At 65.6% G+C, this 20,874-nt stretch carries 17 protein-coding genes; 9 read left to right on the forward strand and 8 right to left on the reverse strand.

Annotated elements, in window-relative coordinates:
* Window positions 1-238 precede the first annotated feature (238 nt).
* The gene (locus F3J19_RS30270; RefSeq protein WP_167049825.1) at window positions 239-1,771 is read right to left on the reverse strand and encodes an MDR family MFS transporter; all 1,533 of its coding nucleotides are present in this window, start codon (window positions 1,769-1,771) and stop codon (window positions 239-241) included.
* 75 nt (window positions 1,772-1,846) lie between these two features.
* Between F3J19_RS30270 and F3J19_RS30275 the strand changes: the two genes are divergently transcribed.
* Window positions 1,847-2,704 carry a TetR/AcrR family transcriptional regulator gene (locus tag F3J19_RS30275; protein ID WP_205193380.1) on the forward strand — a complete coding sequence of 286 codons (858 nt, stop codon included), beginning with the start codon at window positions 1,847-1,849 and terminating at the stop codon, window positions 2,702-2,704.
* 767 nt (window positions 2,705-3,471) lie between these two features.
* On the forward strand, window positions 3,472-3,984 hold the full coding sequence (locus F3J19_RS30280) for a response regulator (protein WP_167049829.1): 513 nt from the start codon (window positions 3,472-3,474) through the stop codon (window positions 3,982-3,984).
* A gap of 122 nt (window positions 3,985-4,106) precedes the next feature.
* Here F3J19_RS30280 and F3J19_RS30285 read toward each other — a convergent pair whose 3' ends face one another.
* Entirely contained in the window at window positions 4,107-4,700 is a 594-nt protein-coding gene (locus F3J19_RS30285) for a Fur family transcriptional regulator (protein WP_167049831.1), read from the reverse strand.
* A gap of 70 nt (window positions 4,701-4,770) precedes the next feature.
* Window positions 4,771-5,397, reverse strand: coding sequence for a glutathione S-transferase (locus F3J19_RS30290; protein WP_167049833.1), 627 nt, complete (start codon window positions 5,395-5,397; stop codon window positions 4,771-4,773).
* Between the two features lie 216 nt (window positions 5,398-5,613).
* On the opposite strand from F3J19_RS30290, the gene F3J19_RS30295 reads away from it, so the two are divergent.
* Window positions 5,614-7,281 (forward strand): ATP-binding domain-containing protein, encoded by a 1,668-nt coding sequence (locus tag F3J19_RS30295; protein WP_167049835.1) that lies wholly within the window; start codon window positions 5,614-5,616, stop codon window positions 7,279-7,281.
* A gap of 52 nt (window positions 7,282-7,333) precedes the next feature.
* Here the strand turns inward: F3J19_RS30295 and F3J19_RS30300 are convergent, their stop codons facing one another.
* Entirely contained in the window at window positions 7,334-8,281 is a 948-nt protein-coding gene (locus tag F3J19_RS30300) for a phosphoribosyltransferase (RefSeq protein WP_167049837.1), read from the reverse strand.
* 363 nt (window positions 8,282-8,644) lie between these two features.
* Between F3J19_RS30300 and F3J19_RS30305 the strand changes: the two genes are divergently transcribed.
* Window positions 8,645-9,202, forward strand: coding sequence for a molybdopterin-dependent oxidoreductase (locus tag F3J19_RS30305; RefSeq protein ID WP_167049839.1), 558 nt, complete (start codon window positions 8,645-8,647; stop codon window positions 9,200-9,202).
* Entirely contained in the window at window positions 9,172-11,010 is a 1,839-nt protein-coding gene (locus tag F3J19_RS30310) for an ATP-binding protein (RefSeq protein WP_167049841.1), read from the forward strand. Before F3J19_RS30305 ends, F3J19_RS30310 begins: the two co-directional genes overlap by 31 nt.
* Before the next feature lie 27 nt (window positions 11,011-11,037).
* Here F3J19_RS30310 and F3J19_RS30315 read toward each other — a convergent pair whose 3' ends face one another.
* From F3J19_RS30315 to F3J19_RS30325, 3 genes are all read right to left on the reverse strand, one after another.
* Window positions 11,038-11,892, reverse strand: a complete 855-nt coding sequence (locus F3J19_RS30315) for a helix-turn-helix domain-containing protein (protein WP_167049843.1) — start codon at window positions 11,890-11,892, stop codon at window positions 11,038-11,040.
* 298 nt (window positions 11,893-12,190) lie between these two features.
* Complete coding sequence (locus tag F3J19_RS30320; protein ID WP_167049845.1) at window positions 12,191-13,531, reverse strand: type II toxin-antitoxin system HipA family toxin; 1,341 nt, start codon at window positions 13,529-13,531, stop codon at window positions 12,191-12,193.
* A 1-nt stretch (window position 13,532) separates the two neighbouring features.
* The gene (locus F3J19_RS30325; RefSeq protein ID WP_167049847.1) at window positions 13,533-13,787 is read right to left on the reverse strand and encodes a helix-turn-helix transcriptional regulator; all 255 of its coding nucleotides are present in this window, start codon (window positions 13,785-13,787) and stop codon (window positions 13,533-13,535) included.
* Between the two features lie 262 nt (window positions 13,788-14,049).
* Here F3J19_RS30325 and F3J19_RS30330 point away from each other — a divergent pair, with 262 nt between their 5' ends.
* The 4 genes from F3J19_RS30330 (at window position 14,050) to zwf (ending at window position 19,150) form a co-directional block, all read left to right on the forward strand.
* Window positions 14,050-15,390: an FAD-binding oxidoreductase gene (locus F3J19_RS30330; protein WP_167049849.1), complete on the forward strand. Its 1,341-nt coding sequence runs from the start codon at window positions 14,050-14,052 to the stop codon at window positions 15,388-15,390.
* Between the two features lie 76 nt (window positions 15,391-15,466).
* Entirely contained in the window at window positions 15,467-16,099 is a 633-nt protein-coding gene (locus tag F3J19_RS30335) for a C39 family peptidase (RefSeq protein ID WP_167049859.1), read from the forward strand.
* Between the two features lie 387 nt (window positions 16,100-16,486).
* Entirely contained in the window at window positions 16,487-17,479 is a 993-nt protein-coding gene (gene lhpI / locus F3J19_RS30340; protein ID WP_167049851.1) for a bifunctional Delta(1)-pyrroline-2-carboxylate/Delta(1)-piperideine-2-carboxylate reductase, read from the forward strand.
* Window positions 17,480-17,668: 189 nt separating this feature from the next.
* On the forward strand, window positions 17,669-19,150 hold the full coding sequence (gene zwf, locus F3J19_RS30345) for a glucose-6-phosphate dehydrogenase (RefSeq protein WP_167049853.1): 1,482 nt from the start codon (window positions 17,669-17,671) through the stop codon (window positions 19,148-19,150).
* 222 nt (window positions 19,151-19,372) lie between these two features.
* Here the strand turns inward: zwf and F3J19_RS30350 are convergent, their stop codons facing one another.
* The gene (locus tag F3J19_RS30350; RefSeq protein WP_167049855.1) at window positions 19,373-20,329 is read right to left on the reverse strand and encodes a LysR family transcriptional regulator; all 957 of its coding nucleotides are present in this window, start codon (window positions 20,327-20,329) and stop codon (window positions 19,373-19,375) included.
* Between the last annotated feature and the right edge of the window lie 545 nt (window positions 20,330-20,874).

A 20,874-nucleotide genomic window follows, 5' to 3' on the forward strand; every position in this document is an offset into this window, starting at 1 on the left:
CGACCTGTGTGCGCTAGCACACATTCGGAAGCAGGACGAAACAGTGCTCATGCGTTGAGAACGAATGGACGTATGGCTTTTTGCACGTCGTTTGCGAGTGAACGCATCGCGCGAGTAGAGAAGAGCGGGATGGGCAATGAAACGGGCAATGAAATGAAGCGAGGCCGACGCGTTTTGCGTACGGCCTCGCGAGAGCGTCATCGTTAAGTGCTTGCATCAGGATGCAGGCACGTCGGGATTATTGCTTGCGCAGCGGATGATCCTTCAGCAGCCACGCGAGTGCGAAAGCGAGCACCACGACGCACGCGGCCGACAGATACACCGTGTGCAGCGCACCGGAAAACGCATGCAGATAATCGTTGCGCAATGCTTCGGGCAACTGTTGAATCGCGGCAGGGCCCAGGGCGTGCGGCAGTTCGGTATCGGCGGGAATCAGCTTTTCGAGGCGCGCGGCGAGGCCGTTCGAAAACACCGCGCCGAAGCTGGCGACGCCGATCGAGCCGCCGATCGAGCGGAACAGCGTCACGCCCGACGTCGAGACGCCCATATGCCGGAACTCGACGGTGTTCTGCACGGCGAGAACCAGCACCTGCATCACCATGCCGAGACCGAAGCCGAGCAGGCCCATGTACAGATACATCACATGGATCGGCGTGTCGATCTGTAGGCGCGCGAGTAGCAGCATCGCGATCGATACGAGACACGTACCCATGATCGGGAACATGCGGTACTTGCCGATCTTGCTGATGACACGGCCGGTCACCATCGACATGATGAAGAGCCCGCCCATCATCGGTAGCATCTGCATGCCGGCCTCAGATGGCGTGGAGCCTTTCACCACTTGCAGGTAGAGCGGGATGAACGTTACCGAGCCGAACAGCGACACGCCGATGATGAAGCTGATGAGACTGCTCAGCACGAACGTGCGGTCTCTGAACAGTTCGAGCGGCATGATCGGTTCGACCGCGCTGCGTTCTTCGTGGATGAAGCCCCAGATCGACACGAGCCCCATGCCGAGCGTGAACCACAGTTGCGGCGACGACCACGGCAGGATCGTGCCGCCCTGGCTCGTGAACAGGATGATGCAGGTTAGCGCGCCGGCGAGAAACGCGGCGCCCATATAGTCGATCGTATGCTTCACGTGACGAACGTGCGGCCGGAAAACCGCGCCGATCACGACGAGCGAAACGATGCCGAGCGGCAGGTTGATATAGAAAATCCAGCGCCACGTCAGGTGTTCGACGAGAAAGCCGCCGAGCAGCGGGCCGATGACCGTGGCAAGACCGAACACGCCGCCGAACACACCTTGATAGCGGCCGCGTTCGGCGGGCGGAATCACGTCGGCGATCGCGGCCATCGTCACGACGAGCAGGCCGCCGCCGCCGAGCCCTTGCAGCGCGCGCAACACGATCAGCTGGCCCATGTTCTGCGCGATGCCGCACAGCGCGGAGCCGACGAGGAACACGACGATCGCGGTTTGCAGCACGATCTTGCGGCCGAACAGGTCGCCGAATTTGCCATACAGCGGTACGACGATCGTCGAGGTGAGCAGGTAGGCGGTCACGACCCACGACAGGTTGTTGAGCCCGCCGAGTTCGCCGACGATGGTCGGTAGTGCGGTCGAGACGATCGTTTGATCGAGCGCGGCGAGCAGCATGACCAGCAGCAGCGCCGGAAACAGCAACCGGATCGGCGGATGGTCGGCGGCCGAAGCAGACCGCGAATCCGGCGGCGCGGATTCGACCGGCTGGGTCGTGGCGGGTTGTTCCATGGCGGAGACGCATTGAAATTAATTAATTGAGAGATTAATATATTCGACATTGTCTCTCACGTCAAATTGAATGCAATGGCAAGGATCTCGTCAGATGGCTCCGCGGTTGATAACCCCACGGTGAACGTTGCATCGTCGCCGCGTGCGCGGGGTAGCGCTCAGGAGCGTAATGCCGAGCGCGGTTCGTCGAAGCGCGGCACCGTCAAGGCAGCACAAGCTACGGCACACGCGGATACTGCAACCGATGCGGCAACTGATACAGCAACCGACACGAGCGCCGCATCGCCCGCTGCCCGCCGTCCGGGCCGGCCGACCGGCGCCGCACGCGGTCCCGAGCAACGCGCCCGTTTGCTCGATGCGGCGCTCCGGCTATTCGCGAAGCAGGGCATCGTAGAGACTTCGCTCGGCGAGATCGCGCGCGAAGCCGGCTTCACGCCCGCGATGGTGCATTACTACTTCAAGACACGCGATCAGTTGCTCGACGTGCTGATCGATGAATGTTTCGCACCGTTACGCGCGAGCTTCGGCGTGCCGTTCCAGGAGAATCCCGACGATCCGGTCGCGGCGATCACGCAGCTCGCACGGCGGCTCGTGCAGGTCGCGGACGACTATCCGTGGTTTGCGTCGTTATGGGTGCGCGAAGTCATCAGCGACGGCGGGCTGCTGCGCCAGCGCATGCACGAGCGCTTCGGCAATGCGAATCAGAAGGCTTCGCTATCGGCCATCGCGCGCTGGCAGAAAGAGGGGCGTCTGAACGCGGCGCTCGAACCCGCGCTCGTGTTCGTCACGTTGCTGGGCATGACGATCCTGCCGCTCGCGACCTCGAAGCTGTGGGGCAACGATCCGATGCGGCGCAACATCGGCGGCGAGGAGATCGCGCGCCACGCGGTCGCGTTGCTGATGCACGGCATCGGCGCGAAGAAGGGCAAGTGAAGTTCAAGTGAGGCTCGCTCAAGACGACTCTCGCGAACGCCCTTCAGACGCCCGTCCAATTCCGCGTTTCTTTTTCCCGTCCTCGAACGTCGCTTTTGTCGCTTCCTTTGTCCCTTCATTCGGCGCTTCGTTCGGCGGATCAATCCCGGGCGGCGCCGCATCGCCGCAAACCCATTCGATGAGCAAGGCTTCGAGCCGGCCCTGCCAGGCCGCGGTTTGCGCAAGGTCGGCCGTTCAAGCCTAAGCTTCTGCAAAATGCGCCAGGCGCGGCAAGCGCACACTAGCGCGCCCATGATGACAGCGCCGCTGCCGGTCTTATCGGCTGCGTACCGACGGCTTCTCGTGCGAACGCGTTTCGCGCGCCGCGAAGCACTGCGGCAAGGCACGTGACGTGCTATTCATGGAGACCGAGGCGGGATAAACGCGGCCGCCGCGCGTAACCCGCGTGCAACAAACGAGGGCGTCGCAGCCGCGCAAGCAATTCGACGGGCAGAAAAGAAACGAGACAATGCCGAGTGGCGCGGCCCATGCGAGCGGGGTTGGGCACGAGCCGCGCCGGTAAATCGGTTGCCGGCAATCGGCGAACCGTGGCAATACTGGGGAAGACGGGCAGGCGAAGCGCGGTGAATACCGGCGGCCGTTTTTTCATCAGCGTGCAATTTTGGCGCGTTACCGTGCGCACGCGTTGTACTCGGGAAGGTGATGAGCTCGATGTTTTACAATCGCGAACCTGTCTGCAACTCGGCGTGCGAAATCGAGTCGGAACCATGGACAGCAACACCGTAGCCGCGCAGATCGGCGGCAAGCAGCAGAGTGAAACATTGGCCGGTTCGGACGGCCTAACCGCTTTTCCAGAGCAACAACAGAAGATGAACGGAGCAATGAGGCTCGATCACGCCACGATCGTGCTGGTAGAGGACGACCCGGACAGCCGGGAGTCGCTGACCTTGTTACTCGAGGCGGAGGGCGCGAAGGTTTGCGCCGTGGCGGATGCGGAAGAGGGCGTGGAAGCGGCAATGCGCCTGTTGCCCGATGCGGTCGTCTGCGATCTCGATCTGCCGACGATGGACGGCTTCTATCTGATCCAGCGGCTGCGCGACCACGAGATTTGCGGCGGTCATTCGCCGGCGGTGGCCGTGGCCCTCACCGGCCATACCGACGACGCCTACCGTCTGCGCAGCATCGGCGAAGGCTTTCAGCATTTCATGACCAAACCCGCCTTGCCCGACGATCTGGTGACGCTGCTGCACGACGCGATCGACGCACGCGCGGCCGGTTGAGCGTCGCGGCGAATCCCGGCTGGAGTGCGCGGCAAGGCGCTGCCGCGCGATTGGCGCAACCTGCGCACCGGGTGCGCCAGCCGCGCCTGACCTGGCGCCGGCGCATGCTTGAGCCGCGATGATTACTTCGCCGCGGCCACCCGCGTTGCGGCACCTTCCGCCTGTTGCGCCTGGCAGGCGGAACACAATCCCTTCAACTCGATTTCATCGCTCGCGAGGCGGTAGCCCGCGTCTTCGATCTGCGCGACGAGCGACTGGCGCAGCTTCGGCTGGTGCAACTCGGTGACACTACCGCATTGCTGGCAGACCACGAGAATGCCGTGCTGGCACTGCGTCAGGTCGTGGCACACGGTGAAGGCGTTGATCGATTCGATCCGATGCACGAGGCCGGCCGAGAGCAGGAAGTCGAGCGCGCGGTAGACGGTCGGCGGCGCCGAGCCGGGATGGATCTGGCGCATTTCGTCGAGCAGCGAATACGCCTTGGTCGCGCGCCCCGAATTCAGCAGCAGTTCGAGCACCTTACGCCGGATCGGCGTGAGCTTTTCGCCGCGCTCGCGGCAATATTCCTCGGCGAGCGCGAGGGCGGCTTCCTGCGAGGCGCCATGCGTGTGCGCGGCCTCATGATGCGCATGATGGCCGTGAGCATCGGCGGAATGGGCGGGAGTGGCCTGAGGGCCGGTTGCGGCGGGCTTGGCGACGGGCTTGGCGATCTTCATGCGTCGATTATAGAGGTCTCCACGCGATGCCGTGCCCGGCCGTGACCGAGCGCCAGCTCCGGACGCCACTTCAAGTTAGCGGAAAGTCGACGTATTTCCTGAAGCCCGAGCGCGTGGCGATGCGCGAATACCAACGCTCGAGATTCGGCAGCGGCGGCCGCTCGATGCCGTCGAGCCCGAACCAGCGCTTCGCATATGCGCCGATCACGATGTCGGCCAGCGTGAACTTCTCGCCTTCGAGAAAGAAGCGTCCTTGCAGATGCGTGTCGAGCAGGCGCCACAACTGGCCGACGGCGGCGGCATCGGTGGCGAGCCGGGCCATGTCGCGCTGCTCTGCCGGCGTGCGCACGAGCGTCCAGAACACTGGGCGCTCGGCGGGCTGCAGCGTCGACAGCGACCAGTCGAGCCAGCGGTCGACGCTCGCGCGCAGCTTCGGCTCGGCCGGATACAGCAGGCTCGATTCGCCGTATTGCATCGCGAGATAGCGCAGGATCGAGTTGGATTCCCACAGCACGAAGTCGTCGTCGACCAGCGTCGGAATCTTGCCGGTCGGATTCATCGCGAGATAGTCGGGTTCGTTGTTGCGGCCGAATTGCAGACCGGCGTCGATGCGCTCGAACGGCAGCACGAGTTCGTCGCAGCACCACAAGACTTTCTGGACGTTGACCGAATTGGTGCGTCCCCAGATCGTAATCATCCGGCGAATCCTTTTCTTTTACGGTGGGTAAGCCGCGCCTCGCGCGCGGCGTTCGCCGGTAACGATACACGATGCGCGCGCGAGTGCGGGCGTGGCTCTGCTGCGTGCGACGGCGTTGCGTACAATGGCCGCACACCGGATCGCGCGTCCTGGCGCATGCATCTGCGCATCTGAACCACGCACTTCATCCACACGCTTCTCCCATTGAGGCACTGCATGGCCCGTATTGTTCCCGACGACTGGAAGAGCCTCGAAGCGACCGGCGCGGCCGCGCGCGAACGCGAAACGCTGGCGCTGCTCGAAAAGGCGCTGCCGGCCGACTACACGGTCTACCACGGCGTGCACTGGACGCGCCTGAACCAGAACTTCTCGGTGTTCGGCGAGGCCGATTTCGTGATCGTGAGCCCGGCGGGGCGCGTGATGATCGTCGAACAGAAAACGGGTTTTCTGCGCGAAACGCCGAAAGGGCTCGTCAAGGTCTATCTGCAGACCGAGCGCAATGTCGCGATCGCGCTCGCGCATACGATCGAGGGGCTGCATCGGCGCTTCACCGCGGCGTTCGGCGCCGGCACGTATTTCATCGAGGAGCTGCTGTACTGTCCCGATCACATCGTCAAGGATGCGGCGATTGCCGGCGTGAACCCGGCGCGCATCGTCGACGCGAACCGGCGCGACCGGCTCGCGGCCGTGATTCGCGAAGCGCTGCCGGCCGACGAGCCGCGCCTTGCCTGCGCCTCGAAAATCCACCACTTTCTCGCCGACGAACTCGCGCTCACGCCCGATACGAGCGCGCTCGTCGGGCAGGCAGGCACGCTCGTCACGCGTCTCGCGGGCGGGCTCGCGACGTGGGCGCGGCGGCTCGAATTCGCGCCGTTCCGGCTGCGCGTGATCGGCACGGCGGGCTCGGGCAAGACCCAGCTCGCCGTGCAGGTGATGAAGGATGCGGTCGCGCGCGGCCAGCGTCCGCTCTATGTGTGCTTCAATCGGCCGCTCGCCGATCACATCGTACGGGTCGCGCCGCCCGAGGCGAAGGTCGCGAACTATCACCAGTTGTGCGACTGGGTCGCGCGCGATGCGGGCCGCACGCCTGATTTCCAGTCGGCTCAGGTGTTCGATCGGCTGGAAGCGGTGTTCGCCGATACGCCGATCGAACCGCGCTGGCAATTCGACGTGTTGATCGTCGACGAAGGGCAGGACTTCCAGCAGCCGTGGGTGGCCGCCCTCGAGCGGCTGCTGCGCCCGGGCGGCGCGTGGTGGTGGCTCGAAGACCCGCTGCAGAACCTCTATATGCGCGAGCCGGTCACGCTGCCGGGCTGGACCACGTTGAAGGAAACCACCAACTACCGGAGCCCGCGCGACATTCTGGACTATCTGCGCGAGGTGCTCGGCGCGTCGGTGCCGCTCGCCGCGACGCTCGCCTCGGGCAGTCCGTTCGACGGCTCCGAGGTTTCGCTGTCGGTCTACGACGAGGCGCAGGGCGCCGACGGCGTCATTGACGCGACCAAGCGCGCGATCACGCAGGCGTTGTCGCTCGGTTTTCGCAAGCAGGACATCGCCGTGCTGTCGTTTCGCGGCCGCGAGGGTTCGGCGATGAGCGCTCTCGATCAGCTCGGGCCGCATCGGCTGCGCAGTTTCACCGGCAAATACGATCTGTTCGGCAACCCCGAGTATCGCGAAGGGGATGTGCTGTTCGAGTCGATTTATCGCTTCAAGGGCCAGGCCGCGCCGTGTGTGATTTTCACCGAGATCGACTTCGACGCATTCGACGAGCGCAGCGCGCGCAAGCTGTTCGTCGGCGCGACGCGTGCGACCATGAAGCTGATCGTCGTAGCGTCGCAGCGGGCCACGCGGCATTTGCAGCCGCGCGAGGGGAAGGAGATGTAGCGCGACGGTTCGCGAGATTCAGAGAAACCCCGCGAAATTCAGCGCAGCCCGCTCAGCTCCACGCCCGCGCGCCGACCAGCATCCCCGTGCGCGTCAGCGCATCCCACCAGATCACGCGCAAAAGCGGCGCCTGCTGCGCGATCAGCAGCGCCTGCACCGGATCGCTTTCGACAAAATGCGTGACGCCCGCGCGCAGCGCCGCGCCCGCCTTGTGTGCGGCCGCGCCGGCGGGGCTCTCGTCGTGCCGGCCGGGCGCGCGCATCACCAGTTGCAGATGCGCGAAGCCGTGCCGCGCGAGCCATGCCTCGGTGCGCGCGCGATCCATCTCCGGGCGGCCGGTGATGATCGCGCGAACGCGCCGCAGATCGATGCCGGGCAGCACCTCGAACGGCGGCAGCGCGTCGCGTTCGGCGAGCGCGGCGGCGAGGTCTTCGTCGTAGCGCGCGAGCGGCACGTCGGGCAGCAGGATGCCGTCGAGGTCGATCGCGTAGGCCGCGTACTCGTGGTCGTCGGCCATGGCGGACGCGGCGCCGGCCTCGACGCGCGCCCAGTCGTCGCGATAACGCTCGGTGTACGCCTGGCGCTCCCACGGAAACAGTGCGAAATAGCCGCGCGCGTCGATCGCGTAGTCGGGCTGCGTGCGGCTCAGATCGTCGACGGCGCCGGTCAGCGTTTTCACTTCGAGCCCTTCCGCCTGCAGGAACGCGATGCAATCGACGAGCGTGAAGCCGCGCCCGGCGATGTCCTCGCACAGCAGCACCTTCGAGCCGCGAGGCGGAACCGGCAGCGTCGAATCCCACGCGACCTCGCGCGCGCCGCGGTCGTAGCGCAGGAACGCGACCGGCGTGCCGACCGCGTGCGACACCATCAGCGCGAGCGGCGCGCCGCCGCGTAGAATGCCGAGCGCCATCGTGAAGCGCTCGGCGAGCAAGGCGGGTTGCAGCGATTCGATCCAGTGATCGAGCTGTTCGTAGGTGAGGGGCAGGACCGGCTTGTTCATGGCTGTCGAAGCGCCGCGTGGCGCGTGGCGGGCGAGTGTCTCGGCAGGCACGGGAAGCTCGCCGGCGTGGCGCGGCGGTCCCCGTTTTTGCGACACTGGATTTTGGCGATATTATGCATGCGGGTCAAAGATAGCGTGTCGGGGGTGACACGCGTTCGGCGGCGCGGCACGACGTATCGCATGAGATCGCGGCGGTCGCGGCGGGTAGCGCGAGCGCCGTCTCCACCCTGTTGACGCAGGGGCGGCGATCCACGAGGGCGGGGCAAGGGAGCAAGGGGAGTGGGGAAAGCGTCGCGCGCCATCCCGGCGGAGTCGCGCCGCGGGCCGATCCCGCGGATCAACGAAAAACGGATAAGAAAGTCGATGGCCAAAGTCATTGCAACACTGCGCGGCGCAATCAGCGCAAGCGGCGCGCTCGGACCGGTGCGCTGGATGATGGCGTTCGCCTTCGCGCTGGCCGCCTGCTGCGCGCAAGCGCAGGAGTCTGCGCAGGCGCCGCCGCTCACGCTCGACGTGTGGGGCAAGATCAGCAACACGAACGACGCGGCGCATCGCGTCTATCATTTCAGCGAAGCCCAGCTGCTTGCGCTGCCCGTTCATTCGATCACGACCGGGACCACCTGGACGCCGCGCTCGACCTTCACGGGTCCGCTGCTCGCCGACGTTCTGAAGACGGTCGGCGCAACCGGCCGCGAGATCGAATTCCGCACCTTCGACGACTACACCTACTCCGTGCCGGTCTCGGACGCCGAGCGCTACGGCGTGATCGTCGCGTACAGCATGAACGGCCAGCGCCTGAAAATCAGCGACTTCGGGCCGCTGTTCCTCATCTACCCGCGCGACGAGTTTCCCGATGAACTGACGGGCGCGCTCGGCGACTCGAAATTCGTATGGCAGATCAAGGCTCTCATCGTCAAATAGTGCGCAGTCCGTGGCGCCGCGTGTTCCACGTGCTGATCTGGCTCACCGCGCTGGCGGCACCGGCCGGCGCGATCGGCTATCTGCTCTATGCGAATCTGCTGAACCCGCGCGTGACCGAGCAGTTGACCGGCACCTATGACGGTTTCTATTGGGACGCCGCGCAGTTGCAGATCGCGTACGGGCGCTTCGAGAGCCAGCTGCTGCTGTATCAGTCCGGTGTCGACGACGACTATCAGCGGCTGCAACTGCGTTTCCAGCTGCTGCAATCGAAGCTGCGCGTAATCGACGGCTCGACGCACCGGCTCGCCGCGCAGCTCGCGCTGCTGCAGCGTCAGCTCGACGAGATCGGGGCGCTCGAACAGGTGCTCGACGATATCCAGCCCGAGGTCGACGCGCTGCCGCGAGACCGCGGCGGCGCCGCGCAGATCGTCTCCAAACTGCGCCAGCACTGGAACGAGGTCAACGATCTCGCGCTCTCGCGCCGTTTCGCCGACGTCGCCGACCGCGAGGCGATGAACCGCGATTTCATCGACAAGCGCCGCATGCTGTTCGCGGGCGGGCTGTTGCTGCTGTTGCTGTCGGCGGCGGCGACGCTGCTGCTCGTGCTGAACGGCCGGCGCCGCGCGCGGCTCATGCATCAGCAGCGCGCGGCGCTCGACGCCGAGCATCAGGCAAGCCGCGCGGCGCGCGAGGCGAGTCTCGCGAAGGACGCGTTTCTCGGCATGATCAGCCATGAGTTGCGCACGCCCTTGCATGCGATCGTGTCGTCGGTCGAACTGCTCGGCTTCAACTATCACTCGGAGGCCGACCGCAAGGTGATCCAGCGGCTCGAAACCGCGGCGCGCCATCTCGAAGCGCAGATGAAGGACCTGACCGACTACGCACGCCTCGGTGCCGGCAAGCTCGAATTGCGGCACGAGCATTTCGAGCCGCGCGAGCTGCTCGCGTCGATCGTCGACGAACACACGATGTCGGCCGAAGCGCGCGGGCTCAAGCTCGACAGCGAGGCGAGCGGCGTGAGCGGGCTCGTCGAGTCGGACCCGCACCGCATCCGCCAGATCGTCAGCAACCTCGTCACGAATGCGATCCGCTATACCGAAACCGGCACCGTGCGCGTACGGTTGCTGCAGCGGCCGGCGCTGCTGAGCTTCGTCGTCAGCGATACGGGGCCGGGCGTGCCGAACGCGCAGATTCCGCTGATCTTCCAGGAGTTCACGCAACTCGACGCCTCGCGCACGCGCCGCTACGAAGGCGCGGGGATGGGACTCACGATCGTGCAGGGGCTCGTGAAGCTGTTCGGCGGCACGGTCGACGTCGCGAGCACGCTCGGCGAGGGCACGACCTTCACGGTGACGATTCCGGTCGTGCCGGTCTCGACGGTCGAGCCGACCGGTGTCGCGGCGCAGGCCGAGCCGGGCGGCGCGCGGCCGTGCGTGCTGATCGTCGACGACAACCGGCTGATCCGCGAGTCGTTCAGCGAAATGGTCGCGCACATGGGCTATGACGCGCATGCGCTCGGCAATGCCGACGACGCGCTTGCGTGGCTCGACACGCACCGCTGCGATGTGGTGCTGCTCGATCTGCACATGCCGGAGCGCGACGGCTATACGTTTCTCGCGGAGTTCGCGACGCGCGGCGGGCCGTCGGCGGGCGTGCCGGTAATCGTGGTCAGCGCCTATGCGCCGGAGGTCGTGCGGGAAGGAGAAGGCGGCTCGCCGGAATTCTTCGAGGCGTTATTAAAGCCGGTACATTACGGTGATTTGCGCAATGCGCTGCAGCGGGCGTTAGCGGCGCGGCATGCGCTGTGAGGCGCGCGGCGCTTCAGCGCCGCCGCGTCACGGCCGGTTCAGGCGCTTCGACAGATCCGCGACGAGAATCGCCATGCGCGCGGGCTTCTCGTAACACGCGACGTCGTAGTTGCGGATCACCTGGCTGATCTCCGATTCGCTCGCCTTGCCGGTGAGCAGCTCGCCCGTCAGCACGAAGATCGGCGCGTCCGGATTCTCCGAGCCGCGCACCGCGCCGATCGCGGCAGCCGAAGTCTGCGCGCCGAACAGCCAGTCGATGATCACGCCGTCGAACACCTGGCTCTGCAACTGCTCGGTGAAGGCCGCGAGTCCGTAGATCGCCACCGCCGCGAAACCGCTGCGTTCGAGGTAGTCGCGCAGGTTGTCGGCGCTTGCCTGATCGTCGTCGACGACGGCGATGGTCGGCTTGTCGGTCTCGGCGCGGCGCGGATAGATCTCGATCTTGTGGACTTCGTAGGCGCTCTGGTACAGCGTGCCGTCATGGCGCGCGACGCGCCATTGGCCGAGCCGCGCATACGCGACGAACTCGGGGCGGCTGCCCGCTTCGAGCGCGGCGCCGACCCAGGCGGTGCAGGCAAGCTCGGTCGAGCCGATGCAGAACACCGCTTCCTGGGCGACCGCGCCGACCACGCCCGGATCGAGCGATTGCGCGCCGAACAGCTGCGCCGCCGGTTCGTCGAACACTTCGGCGACTTTCTTGATCTGCGAGAGGGTCCAGGGGCTATTGCCGCGCAGCTTGCGGTGTCCCTGGGAAAAACTCAGATCGAGGATGCGGCATAGTTCCGTGGTTTGCTGGCGTTTGCCGATTCCATGCCGGCTCATCAACTCGCGCACGCGCTCGGCAACCGCGATGGAGTCGGGTGAGTTTGTTTCGTTGGCCATACTGCGTAAGAATCCGCCGTCTTAAAAGGTACAGAAAAGGTACAGGAAAAGCGCGGTGCGAGAGACACTGCGCAGCCGCGCGCAGTCAATACACATACCGCGCCGGCGCGGGGGACAGCAAATGTACCGTAAAAAAATTCACAATTTATGATTTTGTCGGGCCATCAGCCGACGCCGGCCCTGCGAAGGACGCAACGGGCATGCCCGCCATTTTTGATGTATTTCGCATCAAAACGAATTTTACCGATGAAACGATGACGTATCTGTAGGGTATGCCGCGCATGAGTTCCGCGCGAGCCTAGCTTGCCGGCATCTTTTCGAGCCTCGCCGCCGAGCTTTTCAGGCCTTTGAAAATCCGCTCCGCGACCTTGCCCGGAAACCGCTCGGGCAGCCGTGCCGCGACCCGCTCGATCACCGCGGGCGTCTGTTCGATGAGGCGCGCGATCAGCGGCTCGGCGTCGGCGCCGTAGGAGCATTTCAGCGCCATCGCGTTGAAGTGGCGCCGCTGCACGTCGCGAAACGCATCGTGCTTGCTGCGCGACCACAGGCCCATCGCGAGCCGTGCCTTGTACCACGACCACTGGTTCGGGCCGTTGCCCTCCACCGGCCAGATCGACATCACGTCGTAGAGCGGCGTGAGCCGGAAGTAGCCGCCCGCGAGCAGGCGGATGCTGAAATTCTTCGCGTGGCCGTCCGGCGCCGCGAGCATCCAGAACAGGATCTGGCTGGCGAGCAGCGTTTCGAGGTCCTGCCGCGCGTCGACCGATTGCTGGAGAATCCGCGCAAGATCGCGCAGGCCCGGGCCGCCTTCGTTTTCGTACTTGCGATGCGACGGCACGCCGTACACCTGGCAGAAGTCTTCCTGCGGCAGACGCAGCAGCCATTGGCCGCTCGAATGCATCTGCCGGTCGAAGCGCTCGACGGCGAGCACGCGCTGCTTGCCGAATCTCAGCACCTCGGCGTTCGCGGCCGGCAGGCCGTACTCGCGCAGAATCTGCAGACACAACCATTCGTTTTCGACCGACGTGCTGAGATCGGCGAGCCGGTTGCCGACGAGCCCGAGCGGCAGCTTGAAAATATGCGTGGTGGGCGTGGCGCCGTGCGGCCGCTGCCATTTGCCGTCGTGCCAGAGCAATGCGGTTTTCTCCTGGGCGCCCGCGAGCGAGATGCGGAAGTCGTCGGTTTCGTCGGGTGCGCCGAGCGCCGGGCCGCCGACCGTTTGCGCGAGCAGCGCCTCGATCTCGTCGTCCGTGAGCGGGGTGCCCTCGATGCGGCCGACGCCGTCGGGCCTGTCGTCTTCGCCGAGCAGTTGGACCGCGCCGACGCAGTCGCGGCCGATCGCCCGCAGCAGATCGAATGCGTCGAGCGTTTCGGTCTGGTAGCGTTGCGCGATGCGTTTTCTGATGACGTCGCTATCGGGCAGCAGGTTGTCGAAGTAGTTGAGCACGCGCGGCCCTTTGTGCGGCCAGTTGCCGGGCGTGAACGGCAGCGATAGCGACAGCGGCCGGCCCGCGGCCGAGGCGATCCACGGGAGATCGTAGGAGAATTCCATCGGGCCGCGCGAGGGCAGGCGCCAGATGCCGACGCGCTCACCGTTGGCCCAGACCGACAATGCCCGTGCGTGAGTCGCGCGCCCCATCTCACCACTCGATGATCGGCGCCGGTTCGGCAACCGGCTGGTTTTTGTCGAGCATCTGCAACTGCAGGCCGTAGGCGCCGCACAGCGCGAGCAACTGGGCGAGCGTAAGCGCGCTCGCGTCGGTTTCGAGCGACGAAACGCGGCTCTGGCTGACGCCGATGCGCGCGGCCGCCTCGGTTTGCGTGAGGCCGGCCTGCCGCCGGCTGGCGGCGAGCAGTTGGGCCATCTGGTCTGCCTGAGCGATGAGATGAAGCATGGCAAAATATCTGCGAAACGAATATTTGCAATATATTCGCCAAACGAATATTTGTCAAATATGCGTGTGGCGAATAATGTGCGAATGCCCGGGAAATTCGCTGAGCGCCAGTCCTGGCGGGCTTCCCGCCCGGATCGCCGGTCCGCGCATTGCGGACAACTCGCGCGCCTGCGAAGATGACGTCCACGTTCAGGACCGTTCGCCCGCTGGTTGCGGCTCGATGAACATCACGCTATGCCCCCGACCCGATAACCGCGATTCAATGACCACGACTTACCCGCTGCATTCGCACTTCACCCGCGCCGATCAAGCGTTTCCCACCCATGCCGACGTCGTGATCGCCGGGGCCGGCATCATGGGTTGCGCGGCCGCCTACTACCTCGCGCGCCGCGGCCTCTCGGTCGTGGTGCTCGACAAGTCGCGCATTGCCGGGCAGCAGTCGTCGCGCGCATGGGGTTTCGTGCGCCAGCAGGGCCGCGAAGCCGCCGAGGTGCCGCTGATGATGGCGAGCATCCCGTTGTGGAAAGAACTCGAGCGCGAGCTGAGTTTCGATCTGGAATGGCGCCAGGGCGGCTGCCTCTACGTCGCGACCGATGAAGAAGACTGGGTGGCGTTCCAGCAATGGATGGACGTCGCGCGCCAGCACGGGCTCGACACGCGCACGCTCGAGCGCCGCCAGATCGATACGGTCGTGAGCGGCATGCAAGGTCCGTCGCTCGGCGGCCTCTACACGCCGAGCGACGGCCAGGCCGAACCGCGCCGAGCTGCGGCGGCGTTCGCGGCACGCGCGGCCGAAGCCGGCGCGCTGTTTTTCGAAGGCTGCGGCGTGCTGGGCGTCGAGCGCGCGGGCGGCGCGATCGCCGGCGTCGTCACCGAGCGCGGGATGCTGCGCACCTCGCGCTTCGTCTGCGCGGCCGGCGCGAGCAGCTGGAAACTGCTCGGCACGCTCGGCCTCGAATTGCCGCAGCAGGCAGTGCGCGGCACCTGCATGCGCACCAATCCGCTGCCGGCCATCACCGCGTCGACGTTCTGGGGGCACGGCCTCGGCATCCGCCAGCGCGCGAACGGCGCGATCAATCTCGCCGACGACATGCAGGTCGATGTCGACATGACGCTCGGCCATTTCCGCGCGCTCAAGTGGTTCCTGCCCGAGCTGTGGAAGCAGCGCGAGAAGTTCAGCTTCCACCTGAACGGCGCGTGTCTGCGCGACTTGCGCGAGCGTCTGGCGGGCGGCGCGCTCGACGAAGCGCGCGTGCTGTATCCGCGCGATCCGCAGCCGCAGCCGAACGCGGGCCACGCGCCGCGCGCGCTTGCCAAACTGCGCGCGCTGTTTCCGGCGCTCAAGGACGCGCAGGTGGTCGAAGCGTGGGCCGGTCTGATCGACGTGCTGCCCGACGGCATTCCGGTGATCGACGCGCCGTCGCAGGTGCCGGGCCTTACGATCGCCACCGGCTTTTGCGGCCACGGTTTCGCGATGGGGCCGATCGTCGGCAAGCTGCTCGCGGAACTCAACGATGGCGGCCGCCCGTCGCTCGATCTGTCCGCGTTCCGTCTGGGGCGTTTCTTCGACGGCACGATGCAGCGGCCGCGCAGCATGCTGTAAAGCTTTTCGTTTTCCACGAGACCCGCCGATACGATTGTGCATGACCGTGAATAATCGCGAATCGCCGCTACGACCGATGATCGAACCCGCACTGCGCCACACCGGCGTTCCGTACTACACGCAATGGGGCAGCCCCGCATGGGTGCGCGACATCGTCGAGCGGCAATGCGATCCGTGCGACGACCCGCACTGGCGGCGCAGCGGTTTCGCCGATCCCGAGCGCTACCGCTTCTGGGCCAAACGGCTCTGCGGACTCACCTGCCTCGAATCGGCACTCGACTACTGGCGCATCGGCCATCCGCCGCGCGCGGCGTTGCTCGACGCAGCGCTGCGGCATGGCGTGTACCGGCTGCGCGACGACGGCGGCGTCGACGGCCTGATCTACCGGCCGTTTGCCGAGTGGGCGGGCGCTGCGTTCGGCATCGAGGTCGACGTGCTGCCGCAGGTGTCGCTCGAAGAGATCGCCGCGCGCCTCGCGGCCGACACGCTCGCGATCGTTTCGGTGAGCCCCGAAATCCGCTATCCCGAACGGCCGAACCAGCGGCAGGGCGGTCATCTGATCCTGCTGCACGGCCGCGATCGCGAGGGCGCGTGGTTTCACAATCCATCGGGCGTCGCGCCGCATCAGGCCGACGTGTATCTGCCGTTCGCGACGATGGCGCGGTTCTATGCCGGACGCGGGATGACGCTGACGTTCGGCGCACGGTAGCGGCGGCGTGCGGTGTTCGGCAACGGCAGGACGGCAGTGTGGCAGGGCGGCGACAAGGGCGCGTGGTAGTAAGCGGTTGGCAATGCGGGGCTGGCGATACGAGGCTGGCGACGCGCCAGGTGACCGGTAAAGCGGGGCGGCACCTGGGCGCGCAAGCACGAACGCGGGCATGATCCGCGCGGCTGGTCATTTTCGCCGCGCTCGGTTACGGTGATGCCCATGCCCATGCCCATGCCCATGCCCATGCCCATGCCCATGTCTGTGCCTGTGCGGTAGCCCCGCCCGCTCGCAAGCCACGGAGCCACCATCAGGCCTCACCGGCGCATCCGGCCCGCGCGGTCCTGCCCACCGAACACCACCCCTCACCAGGATTGGAACGCCCCGCCCATGATCCGTCCGCCCACGCCGATCTTCGACGCCGCCGCGACCGCGCGGCTGATGCCATACGCCGCGCTCGTCGAGGCGCTCGAACACGCGAGCCTCGACTATGCGCAGCAGCGCATCGCGAGCCCCGAACGGCTCGTGGTGCCGCTCAACGCGGGCGGCATCATGCTGTCGATGCCCGCGACCGCGCCCGATCTCGCGGTCCACAAGCTCGTCAACGTGTGCGCGAGCAACCGCGCGCGCGATCTGCCGACGATCCATGGCCAGGTCATGGCCTTCGACGCCGATACCGGCGAGACGCTGTTCGTGCTCGACGGCCCGACCGTGACGGGCCGCCGTACCGCGGCGATGTCGATGCTCGGCGTCGCGACGTTCATGCCCGCCGCGCCGCGCGAGTTCCTGCTGATCGGCACCGGCACGCAGGCGCTCCATCATCTCGAAGCGATCGGCGAGCTTTACCCCGAGGCGCGCGTATGGGTGCAGGGCAGCGCGCCCGAGCGTGCCGAGGCGTTCTGCGCCGCGCAGCGCGGCAAGGCGCGCGAACTGCGGATGCTGATGCAGCCGGCCCAACCCGCGCGAGGCGCCGCCGCGGCCTCTGCTTCCATCCCCGCTTCCACCCCGGTTTCCATTCCCGCCTCGATCGACGTCGTGATCGCGCTGACCACGAGCCGCCAGCCGGTCTATGACGAAGCGGCGCGTGCCGGACGGCTCGTGATCGGCGTGGGCGCGTTTACGCCGCAGATGGTCGAGATCGGCGCGAACACGCTCGCGGGCAGCGCCCTGTTCGTTGACGATCCCGCCGGCGCGAAGCACGAAGCCGGCGATTTCATCCAGGCGCGCGTGGACTGGGCGCGCGTCGCCGGCCTTGCCACGGTGCTCGGCGATGCCGGGCCGCGGCCGGGCGGTCCCGTGATGTTCAAGAGCGTGGGCTGCGCGGCCTGGGACCTCGCCGCGTGCCGGGTCGCGCGCGCGGCGTTGTCGTCGAAAACACCCTGAAAACAGGACGCTTTCGCGCCCGCTTGGCATCTTGCCCCAACCTGGGGCAGATGTTGCCGTGCAAACTATTGCAAAACGTTGCACCATAGACGTTTGCCGGAAAAAAACGCCCGCGGATTTCCGCTGCCGGACCCGCGGGCTGCCGATTTCTGATCGACGCCTTTTCTCTTACGACGCTGCGACCGTGCCATGACGACCCAACAAGCCTCTGCCACACCCGAACTGCCGCTCGACATGATCATCTTCGGCGGGACCGGCGACCTGTCGTTCCGCAAGCTGCTGCCCGCACTTTACATGGCGCATCTGCACGGCAATCTGCCATCCGATACCCGCATCCTCACGATCGGCCGCAAGCCGTGGTCGCGCGAGCAGTACATCGGCGAATTCATGGAGCAGAAGGCGAAGCCCTTCATCGAGAAGAAGGCGTTCGACGCAGCGGCGTGGGACAAATTTCTCGCGATCTTCGAATACGTGCGCATGGACGTCGATTCGCCCGGCGATTACCTGCGCCTGAAGGAAGCCTCGCGCGAAGACGTGCGCCGCGTGTTCTATCTCGCGACCTCGCCGGACCTGTTCATGCACATCTGCGACAACCTTTCCGCGGCGGCGCTCGTCGACGGCAATTCGCGCGTCGTGCTCGAAAAGCCGCTCGGCCACGATCTCGCTTCCGCGCAGGAGATCAACATCGCGGTCGGCAAGCACTTTAGCGAAGCGCAGATCTACCGGATCGACCACTACCTCGGCAAGGAAACCGTGCAGAACCTGATGGTGCTGCGCTTCGGCAATCCGATCTTCGGGCCGCTGTGGCAGGCGCCGTACATCAAGAGCGTGCAGATCACCGTGGCCGAAACGGTCGGCGTGGGCAGCCGCGCGGGGTTCTACGACAAGACCGGCGCGCTGCGTGACATGGTGCAGAACCACCTGCTGCAACTGCTGTGCATCGTCGCGATGGAGCCGCCCGTGTCGCTCGATCCCGACGCGGTGCGCGACGAAAAGCTCAAGGTATTGCGCTCGCTGCGCCCGATGACGCCCGAGGACATCGCGCGCGACACGGTGCGCGGCCAGTACACCGCCGGCGCGGTCGACGGCGAGGCGGTCAAGGGCTACCTCGAGGAAGACAACGTGCCGGCCGGCAGCCGCGCCGAAACCTTCGTTGCGTTGCGCGCGCATATCAACAACTGGCGCTGGGCCAACGTGCCGTTTTTCCTGCGTACCGGCAAGCGCATGCAGAAGAAGCTCTCGGAAATCGTCATCGAGTTTTCCGATCTGCCGTTCTCGATTTTTCCGAGCGGTGGCCGCAACTATGGCAACCGGCTCGTGATCCAGTTGCAGCCGGAAGAGTCGATCCAGTTGCAGATGCTCGCGAAGGAACCGGGCAGCGGCATGCATATGCTGCCGGTGAGCCTGAATCTGGACCTGCAGCAGGCTTTCACCGAGCGTCGTGCCGAAGCGTACGAGCGACTGCTGATCGACGTGGTGCGCGGGCGTCTCACGCACTTCATGCGCCGCGACGAACTCGAAGCGGCCTGGGCATGGGCCGAGCCGATTCTCGACGGCTGGGCGAAGTCGGGCGAGCGGCCGCGCTCGTATACGGCGGGCACGTTCGGGCCGGCCGCGTCGACTGCGTTGATGGCGCGCGAGAACGCGGTGTGGGCTGAAGAATCGCAGTAAGCGTTGCCGATGGGCGCCGCCGTGGTGTGGTGGCGCGATCGACGTGCCCGGCCCTATCACCGCAACCGCCGGATTCAACGGGTGGTTCGATCCTGAAGCGGCGCAAACGGCGCTGCGTTTGCCGATCAGACAGAAGTGATTCCGCTCGACTTGACGGACAGCGAGTTCGTGACGAGCCGCATCCCCGCGTGCGTGCGCATTGCCGCGTAGCAGGTTCGCGCTTCATGCGGGATGCAGCCCGCGCAGCAACTGGCGTACGCGCGACAGATCCTGCTCGACGTGGCCGTTCTTCTCGAACAGCTCGGCGAGCCAATCGACGAACGCGCGCACGCGCGGCGACACGCGACGGTTTTTCACATACGCGATCGAAACCGGCATCGGCACCGGTTTCCATTGCGGCAGCACTTCGCGCAGCAATCCCGCATCGAGGTAGGGCTGCGCGGCGACGCGCGCGGGCTGAATGAGACCGAGCCCCTGCAGGCCGCAGGTCAGGTAAGCCTGCTCGTCGGTGACTCTGACGAAGCCATCGAGCTTGACCGTGAGCGCTTCGCCGTCCACTTCGAAATCGAAATCACACTCGCGGCCGTTATGCGGCGACACGCAATTGACGGCGACGTGCGCATGCAGATCGTCGAGATCGACGGGCGTGCCGTGGCGGGCGAGATAAGCCGGACTCGCGCAGGTCACGTGTTCGAGCGTGCCGAGTTGCCGCGCGACGAGGCTCGAATCGGGCAATTCGCCGAGCTGGATGCTGCAATCGATTGCTTCGGATACCAGATCGACGGTGCGGATGCTCACGCCGATCGCGAGATCGAGATTCGGGTAGAGCGCGTGAAACTCGTCGAGAGCGGGCAACACGATTGCGGTTGCAACGGAGTTCGGCATTTCGATACGCAGACGGCCGGTCAGATTGTCGGTCGAATTACGGATGCTGGCTTCCATCTCGTCGATATCGGCGAGGATTTGCGCGCAGCGTTCGTAGTAGGCAGCGCCTTCCGGCGTGACGCTTAGACGCCGTGTCGTGCGGATCAATAGCGCGGTGCCCAGCAGGGCTTCCAGGTTCTGGACGATCGTTGTTGCTGTTGCTCTGGGGATGTTTAATGACTCCGCTGCGCGGGTGAAGCTGTTGGTGTCCACGATTCGGATGAATGTGCGCATGGCGGTTATTCGGTCAATCATGGAGTGTGCTCCTGGTAAAGGGTTTTGCCTGCGGCGGTTTTTTGTCGTTGTTCTGACTTTGTTGGCCTTTCCTTGTGTTCATGTCGGTCTATTGGCGTTGCCCCTGTGCGGGGCGGCACCTACTTTCTTTGCGGCTGCAAAGAAAGTAGGCAAAGAAAGCAGCTTCACACCGCCAGTTCTTAAGCGGGTCCCCTGGCTTGGAGGGGGCAGTGGTGCATCTGGAATCGGTGTCCTCGCACATTCAATGCAGGTGACAAAGCCATCATCCGTTCCCACTCCGCACTGCGTGCGTCGCGGACGGGGCTGCCAGGAGAACCAGCGGGTTCGTTCGCAAGCGAGGGCCATCGACTACGCCTCGGCGACACGCCGAAACAACCGATGGTTTTTGAGCTGGGGTTCGGCGCGCGCAGCGCCGCCGGGGGAGTGTCAGAATTTCCGTGTTCAAGGCGGGTTGAAATTCACACGGATGGTCGAACGAATCGATCCTCATAAAGAATCGCGAACTGGTTCATGGCCGACTTCCAATCATGAGCGGCGCGTCCCCA

Source organism: Burkholderia sp. Ax-1724 (assembly GCF_011752995.1).
Taxonomy (GTDB): domain Bacteria; phylum Pseudomonadota; class Gammaproteobacteria; order Burkholderiales; family Burkholderiaceae; genus Paraburkholderia.

What these genes read in the sequence shown, in the direction of transcription:
- F3J19_RS30290 (WP_167049833.1), bottom strand. Translation starts at nt 5,397, where the DNA reads ATGATTACGATCTGGGGACGCACCAATTCGGTCAACGTCCAGAAAGTC.
- F3J19_RS30320 (WP_167049845.1), bottom strand. Translation starts at nt 13,531, where the DNA reads ATGGGGCGCGCGACTCACGCACGGGCATTGTCGGTCTGGGCCAACGGT.
- F3J19_RS30270 (WP_167049825.1), bottom strand. Translation starts at nt 1,771, where the DNA reads ATGGAACAACCCGCCACGACCCAGCCGGTCGAATCCGCGCCGCCGGAT.
- F3J19_RS30280 (WP_167049829.1), top strand. Translation starts at nt 3,472, where the DNA reads ATGGACAGCAACACCGTAGCCGCGCAGATCGGCGGCAAGCAGCAGAGT.
- F3J19_RS30285 (WP_167049831.1), bottom strand. Translation starts at nt 4,700, where the DNA reads ATGAAGATCGCCAAGCCCGTCGCCAAGCCCGCCGCAACCGGCCCTCAG.
- F3J19_RS30310 (WP_167049841.1), top strand. Translation starts at nt 9,172, where the DNA reads ATGGCAGATCAAGGCTCTCATCGTCAAATAGTGCGCAGTCCGTGGCGC.
- F3J19_RS30300 (WP_167049837.1), bottom strand. Translation starts at nt 8,281, where the DNA reads ATGAACAAGCCGGTCCTGCCCCTCACCTACGAACAGCTCGATCACTGG.
- F3J19_RS30325 (WP_167049847.1), bottom strand. Translation starts at nt 13,787, where the DNA reads ATGCTTCATCTCATCGCTCAGGCAGACCAGATGGCCCAACTGCTCGCC.
- F3J19_RS30275 (WP_205193380.1), top strand. Translation starts at nt 1,847, where the DNA reads ATGGCAAGGATCTCGTCAGATGGCTCCGCGGTTGATAACCCCACGGTG.
- F3J19_RS30350 (WP_167049855.1), bottom strand. Translation starts at nt 20,329, where the DNA reads ATGATTGACCGAATAACCGCCATGCGCACATTCATCCGAATCGTGGAC.
- F3J19_RS30305 (WP_167049839.1), top strand. Translation starts at nt 8,645, where the DNA reads ATGGCCAAAGTCATTGCAACACTGCGCGGCGCAATCAGCGCAAGCGGC.
- zwf (WP_167049853.1), top strand. Translation starts at nt 17,669, where the DNA reads ATGACGACCCAACAAGCCTCTGCCACACCCGAACTGCCGCTCGACATG.
- lhpI (WP_167049851.1), top strand. Translation starts at nt 16,487, where the DNA reads ATGATCCGTCCGCCCACGCCGATCTTCGACGCCGCCGCGACCGCGCGG.
- F3J19_RS30335 (WP_167049859.1), top strand. Translation starts at nt 15,467, where the DNA reads ATGATCGAACCCGCACTGCGCCACACCGGCGTTCCGTACTACACGCAA.
- F3J19_RS30295 (WP_167049835.1), top strand. Translation starts at nt 5,614, where the DNA reads ATGGCCCGTATTGTTCCCGACGACTGGAAGAGCCTCGAAGCGACCGGC.
- F3J19_RS30315 (WP_167049843.1), bottom strand. Translation starts at nt 11,892, where the DNA reads ATGGCCAACGAAACAAACTCACCCGACTCCATCGCGGTTGCCGAGCGC.
- F3J19_RS30330 (WP_167049849.1), top strand. Translation starts at nt 14,050, where the DNA reads ATGACCACGACTTACCCGCTGCATTCGCACTTCACCCGCGCCGATCAA.